This window comes from Sphingopyxis sp. P1IMeth2 (assembly GCF_900185685.1).
GTDB lineage: Bacteria > Pseudomonadota > Alphaproteobacteria > Sphingomonadales > Sphingomonadaceae > Sphingopyxis > Sphingopyxis terrae_A.
This window is the reverse complement of record NZ_FYAT01000012.1, coordinates 513,149-526,610: the sequence shown is the minus strand read 5'-3', so window position 1 is coordinate 526,610 and position 13,462 is coordinate 513,149. Positions and strand designations below refer to the sequence as shown.

The following is a 13,462-nucleotide window of genomic DNA, read 5'->3' as shown; positions in this document are numbered from 1 at the left end:
AGACCGCGGCCGTGCGCTCGCCTAAGGCTCGGCGCGCGATGCACGCCTATGCGAATCCGACCCGTTTCCTGGCCATTGCGCGTCCGCTGACGCCGTGGCTGCTGTGGCTGGGACTGGCGTTCTTGCTCGCCGGCGCATGGGCCGGGCTGACGATGGTGCCGGGCGAAGCGAAGCAGGGCGAGACGGCGCGCATTCTCTATGTTCATGTTCCCGCCGCCTGGCTCGGCATGGGGGGCTGGACGTCGCTCGCTCTTGCAGGATTGGTGCAGCTCGTGTGGCGGCACCCGCTGGCAGGGATTGCGGCGCGCGCGATCGCGGTTCCTGGCATGCTGTTCACCGCACTGTGTCTCGCGACCGGATCGATCTGGGGAAAGCCGACCTGGGGAACCTGGTGGGAGTGGGACGGCCGCATGACGTCGATGCTCGTGCTGCTCTTTCTCTATGCCGGTTTCGTCGCGTTGACGACGGGCGACGAAAGCGAGCGGCAGGGCGGAACGCTTTCGCGCGGTGCCGCGATTTATGCGCTGGTCGGCGCGATCAATATCCCGATCATCAATCGCAGCGTCGTGTGGTGGAACAGCCTGCATCAAGGGCCGAGCATCACCATGCGCGGATCGAGCATCGACGGCAGCCTGTTGTGGCCGCTGGGCTTGACCTTGGCCGGATTTTCGCTGCTATTCGGGGCGATCGTATTGATGCGCATGCGGCGGATCATAGCCGACAATCGGGTCGCGGCGCGCCTGCGCCGGTTGGCGGACGACGAGGGGACCGAATTTTGACCGGCGTCATAACCGGAAACGGCCAATGGGCCTATGTCGCGGCTGCCTATATGCTGACCGCGCTCCTGACCGGAGCGGTGGTCTGGCATAGCTGGCGGACGATGACGAAGGCTGAAAAGCGCAGCGCTGCGCTGCGCAGGGACCGGACATGAAAGCGAAACATCAACGACTGATCCTGGCGGCGGTGGCGCTGTGCGGCGTCGGCGGCGCGGGGGTTCTCGCGGCGAGCGCGCTGCGCGACGAGGCGGCCTATTTCCGCACGCCTGCCGAAATTCAAGCGGGCAAAGCCGAAGTGGGCGAAGCAATGCGGCTGGGCGGAATGGTGGCGGCCGGCAGCATCAGGCATCAGCCCGACGGCGTGACGATCCGCTTCGTCGCCACCGACGGCAAGGCATCGATCCCAGTCGAATATAAGGGCATCGTGCCCGATCTGTTTGCCGAAAATGCCGGAATGGTCGCCGACGGCCGGATGCGGGCCGATGGCACCTTTGTGGCCGACCGTATCCTGGCCAAGCATGACGAACGCTATATGCCGCCGCAAATGGGCGATATGCCCAAGGCTATGAAAGCAGCGCCGAAAGCATGATCGCCGAACTGGGTCTCGCGCTGTTGTGGATGGCTGCGGCGCTCGCCTGCCTGTCGCTCGTCGCGGGCAGCCTCTATCTGCGGAGCGGCAAAGGCGATCTTGCAGCCCTCGTCCGGCCGGCGAGCGTCGCGCAGGGCGTTTTGACCGCGGCGGCTTTCGCGATGCTGATCGCGCTTTTCGTGCGGTCCGACATGTCGGTCGAACTGGTGGCGCGCAACAGCCACAGTTTGAAGCCGATGCTGTTCAAGGTCGCGGGCGCCTGGGGCAATCATGAAGGATCGATGCTTCTGTGGCTCACGATCCTCGGCTTGTCGGGCGCGCTCGTTGCGATCTTCGAAAAGCGGCTGCGCGAGGATACGCTGGTCGCAACGCTTGCTGCGCAGGCGGCGCTGAGCCTCGGCTTTTTTGCGTTTCTGCTCTTTTCATCGAACCCCTTCAAGCGGCTGCCGATCGCGCCGCCCGACGGGCAGGGGCTGAACCCGCTGTTGCAGGATCCCGGGCTCGCCTTTCACCCGCCGACGCTTTACGTCGGCTACGTCGGTTTGTCGGTCGCCTTCAGCTTTGCGGTCGGCGCGCTGATCACGCGCGAGATCGGCCCGGCCTTCGCGCGCGCCATGCGGCCGTGGGTCTTGGGAAGCTGGATTTTCCTGACTCTGGGAATTACCGCCGGCAGCTATTGGGCCTATTACGAGCTGGGCTGGGGCGGCTGGTGGTTCTGGGACCCGGTTGAAAATGTGTCGCTCATCCCGTGGCTTGCAGGCGCGGCGCTGCTCCACTCGGTGAGCGTGACCGCGACGCGCAACGCGTTGCGCGCATGGACGGTGATGCTCGCGGTTGTCGCTTTCTCGATGTCAATGGTCGGCACGTTCATCGTGCGGTCGGGCCTGCTGACCAGCGTGCACAGCTTTGCCGTCGACCCCGAACGCGGAACCTTCCTGCTCGCGCTGATGGCGATCTACATCGGGGGCGCATTGACGCTGTTCGCGTTGCGCGCCAGCAGCGTCGCCGAAGGCAAGAAATTCGCGCTGCTCAGTCGCGAGGGGTCGCTCGTCATCAACAATCTGCTGCTCACGACGATCCTTGCGCTCGTGCTGCTCGGTACGCTCTATCCGATCGTGGCTGAGGCCATGGGCGAAAAGATTTCGGTCGGACCGCCCTATTATAACAAGGTTGCGGGCCCGCTCGCGCTGATCCTGTGTCTGGTCATGGTGGCCGGTCCGCTACTCGCCTGGCGCAAGGACGACGGGCGCAAGCTGTGGTCGCGACTTCCTGCCGCGATTCTTGCCGGGTCGGCGGTGCTGTTCGGCCTGATCCTGTTCGGCGGCAAGGTCGGCGTGCTGCCGCTGCTTGGCATGACGGTCGCCGGGATCGTCGCGGTTGCCAGCCTGGCGCCATTGTGGGGCCGCAATCTGCGCCGGACGCCGCTGCCGACATGGGGCATGGTGATCGCGCACTTCGGCGTCGCGGTCGCGCTTGCCGGGATGGCCGCCGAAAGCGCTTTCATCAAGGAACGGCTGGTGGCTGCGGCGCCGGGCGAGACGGTCACCGTCGATGATTTCACGGTGAAGTTCGTCGGCGTCCGCCCGATCGCTGGCCCAAATTACACCGCGGTCGAAGGAACGCTGATCGCGACATCGCCCTCCGGACACAGCTTCACCCTGCGGCCCGAGGCGCGAACTTTTCCGGGCCTGATGGGCGGCGCGCCAACCGAAACCAATGAGGCCGCATTGCTGACGCGGCCGGGCGGACAGCTTTATGCCGTGCTCGGCCAGCCGGTCACGGGCGCCGATGGCCGCGCCGACCGCTACCAGCTTCGCCTGTGGTGGAAGCCGCTCGTCTGGTGGATCTGGCTGGGTGGGGCATTGATCGCGATCGGCGCGGCGCTGTCGCTGCTCGGCCGTGCGCAATTGCTGGCCCTGTGGCGCAGTCACCGCGCGCGCAGGGCCGAGGGGCGCTACGCATGAAGACCCGCTGGATCCTGTTCGTGCCTTTGGCGATTACCGCGCTGCTGTTTGGGGCCTTCATCTATCGCCTGACGACTCCGCCCGAAACGCTGATCCAGTCGCAGTGGATCAACAAGCCGATGCCGTTGTTCGACCTGCCGCCCGCAACCGCCGGCGTCGAGGGCCTGAAAAGCAGCGACCTCGCCGACGGGCGGCCGCGCCTCGTCAACGTCTTTGCCAGCTGGTGCATCCCGTGCCGTGCCGAGGCGCCGCAGCTTGAGGCGCTGAAGGCCGCGGGCGTTCCGATCGACGGCATCGCGATCCGCGACCGGCCCGACGATGTGGCGCAATTCCTGCGGGAAAATGGCAATCCCTTCGACCGCATCGGGTCGGATGTGCAAAGCAGCGTCCAGATCGCGCTCGGCTCGTCGGGCGTCCCCGAAACCTTCCTGATCGACGGCAAGGGGATCATCCGCGAACAGATACAGGGCGTAATCCTTCAGGAACAGGTGCCGGAAATCGTCGCCAAGCTGGAGAAGATGAAGTGAGGGGCTGGACCATCCTGCTCGCCTCGCTTGTTCTGGCCTCTGCGCCTGCGGCCGCGCAGGATCGCCTGCCGCCGGCGCCCTATGCCTATCAGCAGCTTCCCGATCCCGCGCAGGAAGAAAAAGCCAAGGCACTTATGGAAACGTTGCGCTGCCTCGTCTGCCAGGGGCAGTCGATCGCCGACAGCGATGCGCCGCTCGCCGGCGACATGCGGCATGAGGTGCGCACCAAGATTGCCGCGGGAGAAAGCCCCGATGCGATCCGCCAATGGCTGGTGGCGCGCTATGGCAATTGGGTCAGTTACGATCCGCCGTTCGATGCGGCCACCGCCCTGTTGTGGCTCGGCCCGCTCGCTTTCCTGTTGCTCGGAGGATGGCTGGCCTTCGGGCGTTTCCGCCGCGACGCAGGCGACGCGGAGAACGCTCCATGATCTGGATGTGGATATTGCTTGTCGGCTTGGTCACGCTGGGCGCCATCTTCTTGTTCGGCAAGCTGCCGGCGGCGGCTCGGCCGCTTGCTGTCGCTGCGGTCATGGTGGGCGTCGCCGGTTATGCTCTGCAGGGTAGCCCATCCTTGCCCGGCAAGCCGATCGTGGCGCCCGAACAGCTTGAAGGGTTCGGCGAGGCGATCACCGATCGTCAGCAGGGTATGGCCGACCGTTTTGGACCGGCCGCACAATGGATCGCGATGTCGGACGGCTTTGCGCGAACCGGCAAGACGGCGCTGGCTGCGCAAACGCTTGAAAAGGGGCTGGAGCGTTATCCCGACAATGTCGATCTTTGGGTCGGCTTGGGCAATGCGCTTGTTGCGCATGGTGGCGGCGTGATGTCGCCCGCCGCCGCGCTCGCGTTCGATGAGGCCGCAAAGCGCGACCCGAACCATCCCGCGCCGCCTTTCTTTGCAGGCCTTGCGATGGCGCAGAGCGGCGATCTGAAGGGTGCGGACGCGGTATGGAGCCAGCTTCTGGCGCGCACCCCGCCCGATGCGCCGTGGCGCGCGGACCTCGAGATGCGGCTGGCCCAATTGCGACAGGCGATGGGGCCGGACCTGTCCCCCGATGCGTCGACCGGGCCTTGATTCAATGCTATTCCTGTCTCTCCCGCTGGTCTAAGGCGCGCCAATGACTGTCGAGTCGCAACAGGGCCAGGCAAGCGCCGAAAGCGCCGCGCCCACCGGAATCGAAGCGGGCCAAACGGGTCACGGCCATCACGGTGACGGCACGCTGAAGCTGGCGGTCGGCGCCGTCGGCGTCGTTTTCGGCGATATCGGCACCAGCCCGCTCTACGCTTTCCGCGAAACCTTCGCCGGCCATCATTCGATCGAAGCCGACCAGCTGCACATCTATGGCGTGCTCAGCCTCGTCTTCTGGTCGATGATGCTGGTCGTCACTTTCAAATATGTGATGACGATCATGAAAGCCGACAACAAGGGCGAGGGGGGCAGTCTGGCGCTGCTCGCGCTGATAAGTCGCTCGTCGGGCGGTGCTCGCTGGACCTGGCCGATCGTTTTGCTCGGCGTTTTTGCCACCGCGCTCTTTTACGGCGACAGCATGATCACTCCGGCGATGTCGGTGTTGTCGGCTACCGAGGGGCTGCAATATGTCAGCCGCGGTTTCGAACCCTATATCGTTCCGATCGCGCTTGCGATCCTGATCGGCCTCTTTGCGATCCAGTCGCGCGGAACCGCGAAGGTCGGGATGCTTTTCGGGCCGATCATGCTCGGCTACTTCCTGATGCTCGCGGTGTTGGGCGTCATGCATATCGTCGATCATCCGACGATCGTCATGCACACGCTGAACCCCATCAACGCGATGCGCTTTTTCTATTATGACGGCTTCACCGCCTTCATCGCGCTTGGAGCCGTCGTCCTCGCGGTAACGGGGGCGGAGGCGCTCTATGCCGACATGGGCCATTTCGGCCGCGCGCCGATCGGGCTGAGCTGGTTGTGTTTCGTACTACCCGCGCTGATGCTCAATTACATGGGGCAGGGCGCGATGGTGCTTGCCGGACAGGTCGCACCTACGGCGCAACTGATCCAGGATCCCTTCTTCCTGATGATGCCCGACGCGTGGCGCGTCCCCGTCGTGCTGCTCGCGCTGCTGGCGACGATCATTGCCAGTCAGGCCGTCATTTCGGGCGCCTTTTCGTTGACGCAGCAGGCCATCCAGCTCGGTTTCGTGCCGCGCCTGCGGGTCGAACATACCAGTGCGTCGGCGCAGGGGCAGATTTACATTCCCGTCGTCAATTGGGGCCTGATGGTCATGGTCATTCTGCTCGTGCTGTTCTTCGGTTCGTCGAGCAATCTGGCTGCGGCTTATGGTATCGCCGTGACCGGCGCGATGTTCATCGACACCTGTCTGATGAGCGTGGTGCTGTTCAGCCTGTGGCGCTGGCCGGCGTGGAAAGCGCTGCCTGTGCTCGCGGTATTCTTCATCGTCGATGTCGCCTATTTCGGCGCCAATCTGATCAAGGTGCCCGATGGCGGCTGGGTGCCGCTGGTGATCGGTCTGACGATCTTCACCATGTTGACGACCTGGTCCCGCGGCCGCAAGCTGATGCAGCAGGAAATGGCGGAAAGCGCGATGCCGATCCCGGTGTTCGTGAAGTCCGCGGCGAACAGCGCAACGCGCGTTCCGGGCACCGCTGTCTTCATGACGTCGACCTCCGATGGGGTGCCGCACGCTCTGCTTCACAATCTGAAGCACAACAAGGTGCTGCACGAACGCATCATCCTGTTGACGATCAAGATTGCCGACGTGCCGTTCGTGCCGGAAACGAAACTCTGCCAGCTTGACGATCTGGGGCAGGGATTTCACCGACTGATCCTGCACTATGGTTTCATGCAGCCGGTCGACGTGCCCGATGCGCTGAAACGCACGACCGCGTGCGGCGGCGAATTCAAGATGATCGAGACGAGCTTCTTCCTGTCGCGTCAGACGCTGATTGCCGCCAAGAAGCCCGGCATGCCGATCTGGCGCGAAAAGCTGTTCGCATGGATGCTGCGCAATTCGGAAAGCGCGATGGAGTATTTCCGTCTGCCGACCAACCGCGTGGTCGAACTGGGAAGCCAGGTCGCCATCTGATCGTCAGCTCTGAACAGACAGGCGTCTGAACATCGGCGCGCGTCGTGCGATGCTGGGGCGAACCCATCGGGACGCGCGACATGCAAGCAGGGATTAGCTCCGCCTCGTTACGGCCCGCCGCGCCGGCGCCCTTCGCGCTGATTGCGGGAAATGACTTTTCGACCCTGCCGGCGGGCGCCGAAGTCGCGCTGAGTCATACGGCGCCTCGCTCGGAGCCGCTGGCGCTGTCGTGCGGCCATGCCCAAAAGCCGCGACCCTCACCATGGTTATCATGATGTGATGACGGCGCGGGTCGATAGGATCCGGATATGTTTCGAGCGGCAGATCAATCGCGACGCCCCCGCGGCACGGCGCACGGCCGCGATGCGTCTGGCGTTGCTGCAGGACAGCTTGCGCCGCGCGCTCACCGACCGCCGTGGCACCGGCTTTAACCGGCGCGATCCGATGCGCTTGTTCGCGGATCGCCCATATCTTGACGAAGCGATCTCGCGGCTGTTCCGTTAGCCTTGGAGCCGCACCTTGCCCTGCAATTCAGACCATGCGTCCTGATATTGCGCTTCGAGTTCAGCGACGAATTCGGCGACCGGGCGCACGCCGCGGACCGAGGCGATCCCCTGACCCGAGCCCCAGATGTCCTTCCATGCCTTCGCCTTGGTGTTGCCGCCAGACCCGAAGTTCATCGTCTTGAGGTCGCCTTCCGGCAGATTGTCGGGATCCATCCCCGCGGCCACGATCGATTGGCGCAGATAATTTCCGTGCACGCCGGTGAAGAGGTTTGAATAGACAATGTCGGCCGCGCGCCCTTCGACGATACCGTTCTTGTAGCCGTCGTCGGCATTGGCTTCGGCAGCGGCGATGAAAGCGCTGCCTATATAGGCCAGGTCGGCGCCGCACGCCTGGGCAGCGAGGATCGAGCGACCGTGGGCTATGGCGCCCGAAAGCGCCACCGGGCCATCGAACCATTCGCGGATTTCCTGCACCAGCGCAAAGGGCGACTGGGTGCCGGCATGGCCGCCGGCGCCCGCGGCAACGGGGATCAGTCCGTCGGCGCCCTTTTCGATCGCCTTGCGCGCGAAGCGGTCGTCGATGACGTCGTGCAAGGTGATGCCGCCCCACCCGTGGACCGCCTGGTTCAATTCCTCCCGGGCGCCCAATGAGGTGATGGTGATCGGCACCTTCCATTTTTCGCAGGTTGCAATATCCGCCTCGAGCCGATCGTTCGAGCGGTGAACGATCTGATTCACGGCAAAGGGGGCTGACAGCCGGTCGGGGTTGGCGCGGTCCCATGCCGCCAATTCCTCGGTGATGCGGTGGAGCCACTCGTCCAGCAGCGATTGCGGCCGGGCGTTGAGGGCCGGGAAGCTGCCGACAATCCCCGCCTTGCACTGCGCGATGACCAGATCGGGGCCCGAAACGATAAACAGCGGCGAGCCGATGACGGGCAGGCGCAGGCGGTCGAAAATCGGGGGAAGGGCCATGAATCAGTCTCTCCAAGATGGTCTTGAGCTTACCCTAACGTAAACGGAAGGTGGCGCAAGCATGAAGCGCCGCGCTCTGCTTGGCGTAGCCGCGTCTGGGGACATCGAGCGTGTTGGGCATCAAGACAGACTTGCGCCGTTGTTTGGAAGGATGGTGCCGTCGTTCGTCGAGCCGCAGCGTCGGCCCGTCGAAGAGACGATGCTTAGTAGATAAAGCAAAAATATCTCTATCTTTCTATAAGTTGGACTAAGCGTGTGCCGGTTGGGCGGTATGCGATTCGGAGTTCGCGCGTCGAGATATTGCCCTGCCCAGGTCGCAGGCTGGCCTGACAAGCCTGCCGGACCCCTTCGTTTCCCCCCGCCGAAGGATTTATACCATGCCTATCCCCTCCCCAAATAACGGTGTGCCGCGCGGCGGTTGCGACTGCCTGCCGCGACCGGCCGGTGATGCGCCCGCTATGCCGCCGCCAAACACATACGTCCTGCGTTACGAAGATCGATGGTTCGGCATCGAGAAGCACGTCGCTTTCGAGGCGGCAGATCTCGTTGCAGCGCTAGCCCTAGCTGAGAGCGAGCCGGTTGGTAGCTGGGCCGAGCTTAGTGATGGTGAAGGCGTGCTCATCTGCCGCCGCGGCGGGGCACTGGGGGCCGCGGATTACTGGTCGGTCGATTAACCCGGCGCTGCATCAGTGGAGCGCTGCGACCAGCTGGCGCATCGTGGCGTGAAGCCGCATCATTTCCGTTTCGCCCAGCGTTTTCGTCAGTTCGGCCTCGGCCTCGCGGCTTAGACGGGCAAGGGTGTCGACCGCGGCTTTGCCTCGTTCGGTAAGCACAACCCGTTTCGCTCGCCCGTCGTCGGGATCGGGGCCGACGGCGACATAGCCGAGTTTGGCCAGGCTGTCGGTCAGATAGGCCATGCTCTGTTTCGTCATGCCGGCCCGCTCGGCGAGGTCGACGACCCGCGACCCGGCGGGGTCGATGTTGCGTAGCAGGCTGGAGTGAGCGGGGCGGAGGTCGGCGAAGCCGGCGTCGCGGGCCTGGCCGTAGATGCGGGTGCGCAGCCGGTCGTAGGCAAGGTGGAAGAGCTGAGCGAGGCGTTGGCCGTCGCCGGATAGCGGGGGAGGGAGATTTTCGATCATTGCAGCCTCTTGACACAAGACAGATTAACTGTCTATTGCGCCATTAGACAGAATAACTGCCTATATCGGCGATCCGCCGGAGGCTGTGATAGAAAGTGACGGCAATGGAGCAGGTGGTGGCCGCGATGGACCGCAGCGACGAGATGGTGGCCCGCAATCTGGCGGTGGCGGCGGAGCATATCGAGAATGAGGCGCGCGATCCGGCGTCGGTGATGGATCTTTATACCGATGACATAGTCCTGGAAGTGCCGGGACGGGGGCTATATCTCGACAGCAAGTCGGCAATCGAGGCCAATTACCGCCGCATGTTCGCCTCGCTGGCCGAGGTCGAACTGGAGCCGCTCGACCGTTTTGCCACCGAAACTCGCGTCGTCGATGACATGAAGGTGCGCTTTCGCCTGACGGGTGACGGGATGGTCAATGCACCGGTGGCGATCGGGGCGCGGGTCGAGCTCCGGCTGGTGCATGTCTTTCACATGCGCGGCGGACGGATTGCCCGCGAAATCGTGCATGAGGAGTGGCGCACCATCGGCTGAGCGGCGCCTCGCACGGCGCACCTGTCAGGGCGCGGGCGCGGTCGTTCTGGCTTCAGCCTCCTCCACGACCCGCGCTTCCTTTTCGGCGCGCAGGCGTTCGGAGTGAAGCAGCTTGTCGGCCATCGCCTGCCACGCCGCGGCGGCGCGCAGATTGCGGTCGCGCACCTGCGTCAACGACGATGCATCGGCATCGGTGCGGCACTTGTCCGCCTGGGCGATGTAGAATTCGGTGGTGGCCGACATGGCTGCTCTTCCTTGTACGGTTGTCCGTTACGGTCGATCAATCGACCATATCGGCGATCAGGCGCCGAAGCTCGCGGCGCGACAGCGTCGGGCGGCGGCGCGGCGCGCGGGCCGGAGAAATCCGGGCCGTCTGCGCCCGGCCGGCCAGCGACAGCGCGGGCAGAGCGGGAAAAATAGAAGGGTTGTTATAGAAGTTCGTCATCATCTTTATCTTTGCTTTGGATGTTGTGGTTTTTGGAGACCGGCGCCACTGCGCCGATCCCGTATCGTTTGACCCTTGAAGGATCAGAGCCCGCGCCGTTTGCGCTGGCTGGGCGGAACCGGCCCGCCGCCGCGTTCGCGGTAGACAAGGCGGCCCTTGCTGAGGTCATAGGGCGTCACTTCGACGCGCACGGCGTCGCCGACGACCGACCGGATGCGGAAACGCCGCATCCGGCCCGCCGTATAGACGATCAGCCGATGACCGTTTTCGAGCGTGACGCCGAAGCGCCCGTCGGGCAGGATCTCGTTGATCTGCCCTTCGAAGGTCATGACTTCCTCTTTGGCCAAGATCAGGCCGACTGGAGGTTGACTGCCGACGTCTTGCCGTTCTTGCCGGTTTCGAGTTCGAACTGGACGCGCTGGTCCTTGTCCAACGTCGTCATGCCGGCGTTCTGGACGGCGGTGATGTGGACGAATGCGTCGCCCGAGCCATCTTCATTTTCGATGAAGCCATAGCCCTTGTCCTGGCTGAAGAATTTTACGGTGCCGATCGGCATAGGGTGTTTCCTTTCACGAGAAACGGGAATCCCCCGGCAAAAGCACCGGAGGAGCTGGTAGCGTGTGAAGGGAAGAGTCTGCCCCAAGGGGCCGTCAAATTCCGTCGCAGGCGACGTTAGCGAGGCCGATATGGAGGATTGTTCCCGAAAAGTCAAGGTGCCGCGCAAATGGCGGTAAAATTGCGCGCCGCAACGCCCCCCGATTTTAAGTCATCCCGAGCCGGCGGAATATAAGCAAGACGCGCCATTCTATTTTCCACGATCGCCACAATATTCGCCATTATTCAGCCGCGCGGCGCCGTTTTACGTGGCGTGCGCCGCGCGCCCGGCGGCGGGGGGCGGACCGACCGCGCGATCGTTCGCGCGCGCCCGCGTTTCGACCATGCGGTCGAGCCGCGCGTCGGTGCGGCGGCGCTTGGCAAAACTGCGCCCCTCTTCGCGCAGCATCTCCACCGGCTCGTCATGCCCCCGGATCGCGCAGTCGAGAAACTCGTCGGCGAGCCGCGTCCGCGCAATCAGCACCGCCGCCGCGCAGCCGATGCGAAACGTCGCCCCTTAGGGCCGCTGTTTCAACTGATAGGCGGCGGACGGCGACATGCCGACCTTCGCCCGCTGGAGCTGAGTTTTCCAATGGGAGATTGCGAGGAGGCGAGTGATGGATGACTTCTTTAAGCCCCATTCGCCGCGCTAAGTATCGCCCGCACGCTCGCCGTCGCGACGTCGGTATCGAGGCCGCAGCCGAACAGGCTTTTCCCGTCGGCGGTACGGCATTCGACATAGGCTGCGGCCTGCACATTGCTGCCTTGGCCGATCGCGTGTTCGCTGTAATCGACGATGTCCATCAGCGGGCCGCCGGATTCGGCGAGCGCAGCGATAACGCTGCTCATCAGGCCGTTGCCGCGGCCGCTGACGCTGCGTTCGGTGCCGTCGATGGTTAGCTTGCCGGCGAAGATGCGGTCGGCGCCCGAATGGGTCTCCGACCAGTCGACGAGCTGGAAGCGCTTGCCTTCGGTGGCGAGATAGGTGCGTTCGAACGCCTGCCAGATATCGTCGGCGGCGAGTTCGCGGCTCGTTTCGTCGGCGAGCGCCTGGACGACGTGGCTGAAGCTCGCCTGCATCTTCTTGGGCAGCTTCAGTCCCTTGTCCTGTTCAAGCACCCAGGCGACGCCGCCCTTGCCCGACTGGCTGTTGACGCGGATCACCGCTTCGTAGCTGCGGCCCAGATCGGCAGGGTCGATGGGCAGATAGGGCACCTCCCACGTTTCGTCATTCTGGCGTTCGCGTGCAGCGAAACCCTTCTTGATCGCGTCCTGATGGCTGCCCGAAAAGGCGGTGTAGACCAGATCGCCGCCATAGGGATGGCGCGGGTGGACGGGGATATTGTTGCAATATTCGACCGTCTGGATGACCTGATCGATGTCCGAGAAATCCAGCTCGGGATCGACGCCCTGCGTGTACATGTTGAGCGCGATGGTGACGAGGCAGGTGTTGCCGGTGCGCTCGCCATTGCCGAACAGGCAGCCTTCGACGCGGTCGGCGCCGGCGAGCAGGCCGAGCTCGGCCGCGGCGACGCCGGTGCCGCGGTCGTTGTGCGTGTGCAGGCTGATCAGCGCGGCGTCGCGGTTCGGCAGATGCTTGCCGAAATATTCGATCTGGTCGGCGTAGATATTGGGGGTCGCCGCCTCGACCGTCGCGGGCAGGTTGAGGATGATCGGCTTGTCGGCGCTGGGCTGGAGAATGTCCATCACCGCGGCGCAGACCTCGATCGAGAAATCGATCTCGGTCGTCGAGAAACATTCGGGACTATATTCGAAGCGCCAGTCGGTGCCGGGCAGGCGCGCGGCATTGTCGCGCAGCTGCTTCGCGCCTTCGACGGCGATCGCCTTGATATCGGCCTTGTCCATGCCAAAGACGATCTTGCGCCACGCGGGCGCGACGGCGTTGTAAACGTGGACGATCGCGGTTTTCGCGCCCGCGAGGCTGTCGAAGCTGGTGCGAATGAGGTCGGCGCGGCTCTGCGTCAGCACCTGCGGTGTGACGTCATCGGGGATGCGGCCCGAGCGGACGAGGTTCTGGATATAGTCGAAATCGGTCGCTCCCGAGGCGGGGAAGCCGACCTCTATCTCCTTCAGCCCGCAGCGCACGAGCAGGTCGAAGAAGCGCGTCTTTTTCTCGGCATCCATCGGATCGATCAGCGACTGGTTGCCGTCGCGCAGATCGGTCGACAGCCAGATCGGCGCGCGCGTGATCGTGCGCGAGGGCCACTGGCGATCGGTCAGCGGAATCTGGGGAAAGGGGCGGTATTTGACCGAAGGGTCGCGGAGCATGGTCATGGGGTGAAATTCTTCTGCTGGGATTGGCTGGCTGTGTCG

At 64.1% G+C, this 13,462-nt stretch carries 19 protein-coding genes; 11 read left to right on the top strand and 8 right to left on the bottom strand.

The features are described from left to right. Positions 1-38 precede the first annotated feature (38 nt). From ccmC to P1IM2_RS09345, 9 genes are all read left to right on the top strand, one after another. Positions 39-779: a heme ABC transporter permease CcmC gene (ccmC, locus tag P1IM2_RS09385; protein ID WP_186402277.1), complete on the top strand. Its 741-nt coding sequence runs from the start codon at positions 39-41 to the stop codon at positions 777-779. Continuing rightward, entirely contained in the window at positions 776-931 is a 156-nt protein-coding gene (locus P1IM2_RS09380) for a hypothetical protein (protein ID WP_186402276.1), read from the top strand. The genes ccmC and P1IM2_RS09380 overlap by 4 nt, the downstream gene beginning before the upstream one ends. Further along, entirely contained in the window at positions 928-1,365 is a 438-nt protein-coding gene (ccmE, locus tag P1IM2_RS09375; protein ID WP_062902721.1) for a cytochrome c maturation protein CcmE, read from the top strand. The genes P1IM2_RS09380 and ccmE overlap by 4 nt, the downstream gene beginning before the upstream one ends. Beyond that, positions 1,362-3,329 (top strand): heme lyase CcmF/NrfE family subunit, encoded by a 1,968-nt coding sequence (locus P1IM2_RS09370; protein ID WP_186402275.1) that lies wholly within the window; start codon positions 1,362-1,364, stop codon positions 3,327-3,329. Before ccmE ends, P1IM2_RS09370 begins: the two co-directional genes overlap by 4 nt. After that, positions 3,326-3,856, top strand: a complete 531-nt coding sequence (locus tag P1IM2_RS09365; protein ID WP_186402274.1) for a DsbE family thiol:disulfide interchange protein — start codon at positions 3,326-3,328, stop codon at positions 3,854-3,856. Before P1IM2_RS09370 ends, P1IM2_RS09365 begins: the two co-directional genes overlap by 4 nt. After that, on the top strand, positions 3,853-4,284 hold the full coding sequence (locus P1IM2_RS09360) for a cytochrome c-type biogenesis protein CcmH (protein WP_186402273.1): 432 nt from the start codon (positions 3,853-3,855) through the stop codon (positions 4,282-4,284). Before P1IM2_RS09365 ends, P1IM2_RS09360 begins: the two co-directional genes overlap by 4 nt. Next, a complete protein-coding gene (locus P1IM2_RS09355; protein ID WP_186402272.1) occupies positions 4,281-4,931 on the top strand; it encodes a tetratricopeptide repeat protein in 651 nt (216 codons plus the stop codon). Before P1IM2_RS09360 ends, P1IM2_RS09355 begins: the two co-directional genes overlap by 4 nt. Before the next feature lie 43 nt (positions 4,932-4,974). Beyond that, positions 4,975-6,936 carry a potassium transporter Kup gene (locus P1IM2_RS09350; protein WP_062902716.1) on the top strand — a complete coding sequence of 654 codons (1,962 nt, stop codon included), beginning with the start codon at positions 4,975-4,977 and terminating at the stop codon, positions 6,934-6,936. 279 nt (positions 6,937-7,215) lie between these two features. After that, a complete protein-coding gene (locus tag P1IM2_RS09345) occupies positions 7,216-7,440 on the top strand; it encodes a hypothetical protein (protein WP_186402271.1) in 225 nt (74 codons plus the stop codon). Here the strand turns inward: P1IM2_RS09345 and P1IM2_RS09340 are convergent. After that, positions 7,437-8,414, bottom strand: coding sequence for an NAD(P)H-dependent flavin oxidoreductase (locus P1IM2_RS09340; RefSeq protein ID WP_186402270.1), 978 nt, complete (start codon positions 8,412-8,414; stop codon positions 7,437-7,439). The two genes, P1IM2_RS09345 and P1IM2_RS09340, sit on opposite strands and share 4 nt — an antisense overlap. Before the next feature lie 377 nt (positions 8,415-8,791). On the opposite strand from P1IM2_RS09340, the gene P1IM2_RS09335 reads away from it, so the two are divergent. Further along, the gene (locus tag P1IM2_RS09335) at positions 8,792-9,088 is read left to right on the top strand and encodes a hypothetical protein (protein WP_186402269.1); all 297 of its coding nucleotides are present in this window, start codon (positions 8,792-8,794) and stop codon (positions 9,086-9,088) included. A 12-nt stretch (positions 9,089-9,100) separates the two neighbouring features. Here the strand turns inward: P1IM2_RS09335 and P1IM2_RS09330 are convergent, their stop codons facing one another. Beyond that, positions 9,101-9,553, bottom strand: a complete 453-nt coding sequence (locus P1IM2_RS09330; protein WP_186402268.1) for a MarR family winged helix-turn-helix transcriptional regulator — start codon at positions 9,551-9,553, stop codon at positions 9,101-9,103. A gap of 125 nt (positions 9,554-9,678) precedes the next feature. Between P1IM2_RS09330 and P1IM2_RS09325 the strand changes: the two genes are divergently transcribed. Continuing rightward, positions 9,679-10,089: a nuclear transport factor 2 family protein gene (locus tag P1IM2_RS09325; RefSeq protein ID WP_234179979.1), complete on the top strand. Its 411-nt coding sequence runs from the start codon at positions 9,679-9,681 to the stop codon at positions 10,087-10,089. Between the two features lie 24 nt (positions 10,090-10,113). Here the strand turns inward: P1IM2_RS09325 and P1IM2_RS09320 are convergent, their stop codons facing one another. From P1IM2_RS09320 to leuA, 6 genes are all read right to left on the bottom strand, one after another. Continuing rightward, a complete protein-coding gene (locus P1IM2_RS09320; RefSeq protein WP_062902711.1) occupies positions 10,114-10,332 on the bottom strand; it encodes a hypothetical protein in 219 nt (72 codons plus the stop codon). 37 nt (positions 10,333-10,369) lie between these two features. Further along, a complete protein-coding gene (locus P1IM2_RS09315; RefSeq protein WP_156001238.1) occupies positions 10,370-10,537 on the bottom strand; it encodes a hypothetical protein in 168 nt (55 codons plus the stop codon). An 80-nt stretch (positions 10,538-10,617) separates the two neighbouring features. Next, positions 10,618-10,881: a translation initiation factor IF-1 gene (infA, locus tag P1IM2_RS09310; RefSeq protein ID WP_040590296.1), complete on the bottom strand. Its 264-nt coding sequence runs from the start codon at positions 10,879-10,881 to the stop codon at positions 10,618-10,620. A 2-nt stretch (positions 10,882-10,883) separates the two neighbouring features. Next, positions 10,884-11,090, bottom strand: a complete 207-nt coding sequence (locus P1IM2_RS09305; protein WP_003047572.1) for a cold-shock protein — start codon at positions 11,088-11,090, stop codon at positions 10,884-10,886. A gap of 303 nt (positions 11,091-11,393) precedes the next feature. Further along, a complete protein-coding gene (locus P1IM2_RS09300) occupies positions 11,394-11,612 on the bottom strand; it encodes a hypothetical protein (protein WP_062902710.1) in 219 nt (72 codons plus the stop codon). 146 nt (positions 11,613-11,758) lie between these two features. After that, complete coding sequence (leuA, locus tag P1IM2_RS09295; protein WP_186402535.1) at positions 11,759-13,417, bottom strand: 2-isopropylmalate synthase; 1,659 nt, start codon at positions 13,415-13,417, stop codon at positions 11,759-11,761. Between the last annotated feature and the right edge of the window lie 45 nt (positions 13,418-13,462).

Coding starts and splice junctions, on each gene's coding strand:
- P1IM2_RS09315 (WP_156001238.1), bottom strand. CDS start 10,537: ATGATGACGAACTTCTATAACAACCCTTCTATTTTTCCCGCTCTGCCC.
- P1IM2_RS09330 (WP_186402268.1), bottom strand. CDS start 9,553: ATGATCGAAAATCTCCCTCCCCCGCTATCCGGCGACGGCCAACGCCTC.
- P1IM2_RS09345 (WP_186402271.1), top strand. CDS start 7,216: ATGACGGCGCGGGTCGATAGGATCCGGATATGTTTCGAGCGGCAGATC.
- ccmE (WP_062902721.1), top strand. CDS start 928: ATGAAAGCGAAACATCAACGACTGATCCTGGCGGCGGTGGCGCTGTGC.
- P1IM2_RS09350 (WP_062902716.1), top strand. CDS start 4,975: ATGACTGTCGAGTCGCAACAGGGCCAGGCAAGCGCCGAAAGCGCCGCG.
- ccmC (WP_186402277.1), top strand. CDS start 39: ATGCACGCCTATGCGAATCCGACCCGTTTCCTGGCCATTGCGCGTCCG.
- P1IM2_RS09370 (WP_186402275.1), top strand. CDS start 1,362: ATGATCGCCGAACTGGGTCTCGCGCTGTTGTGGATGGCTGCGGCGCTC.
- P1IM2_RS09340 (WP_186402270.1), bottom strand. CDS start 8,414: ATGGCCCTTCCCCCGATTTTCGACCGCCTGCGCCTGCCCGTCATCGGC.
- P1IM2_RS09365 (WP_186402274.1), top strand. CDS start 3,326: ATGAAGACCCGCTGGATCCTGTTCGTGCCTTTGGCGATTACCGCGCTG.
- P1IM2_RS09320 (WP_062902711.1), bottom strand. CDS start 10,332: ATGTCGGCCACCACCGAATTCTACATCGCCCAGGCGGACAAGTGCCGC.
- leuA (WP_186402535.1), bottom strand. CDS start 13,417: ATGCTCCGCGACCCTTCGGTCAAATACCGCCCCTTTCCCCAGATTCCG.
- P1IM2_RS09355 (WP_186402272.1), top strand. CDS start 4,281: ATGATCTGGATGTGGATATTGCTTGTCGGCTTGGTCACGCTGGGCGCC.
- P1IM2_RS09335 (WP_186402269.1), top strand. CDS start 8,792: ATGCCTATCCCCTCCCCAAATAACGGTGTGCCGCGCGGCGGTTGCGAC.
- P1IM2_RS09325 (WP_234179979.1), top strand. CDS start 9,679: ATGGACCGCAGCGACGAGATGGTGGCCCGCAATCTGGCGGTGGCGGCG.
- P1IM2_RS09305 (WP_003047572.1), bottom strand. CDS start 11,090: ATGCCGATCGGCACCGTAAAATTCTTCAGCCAGGACAAGGGCTATGGC.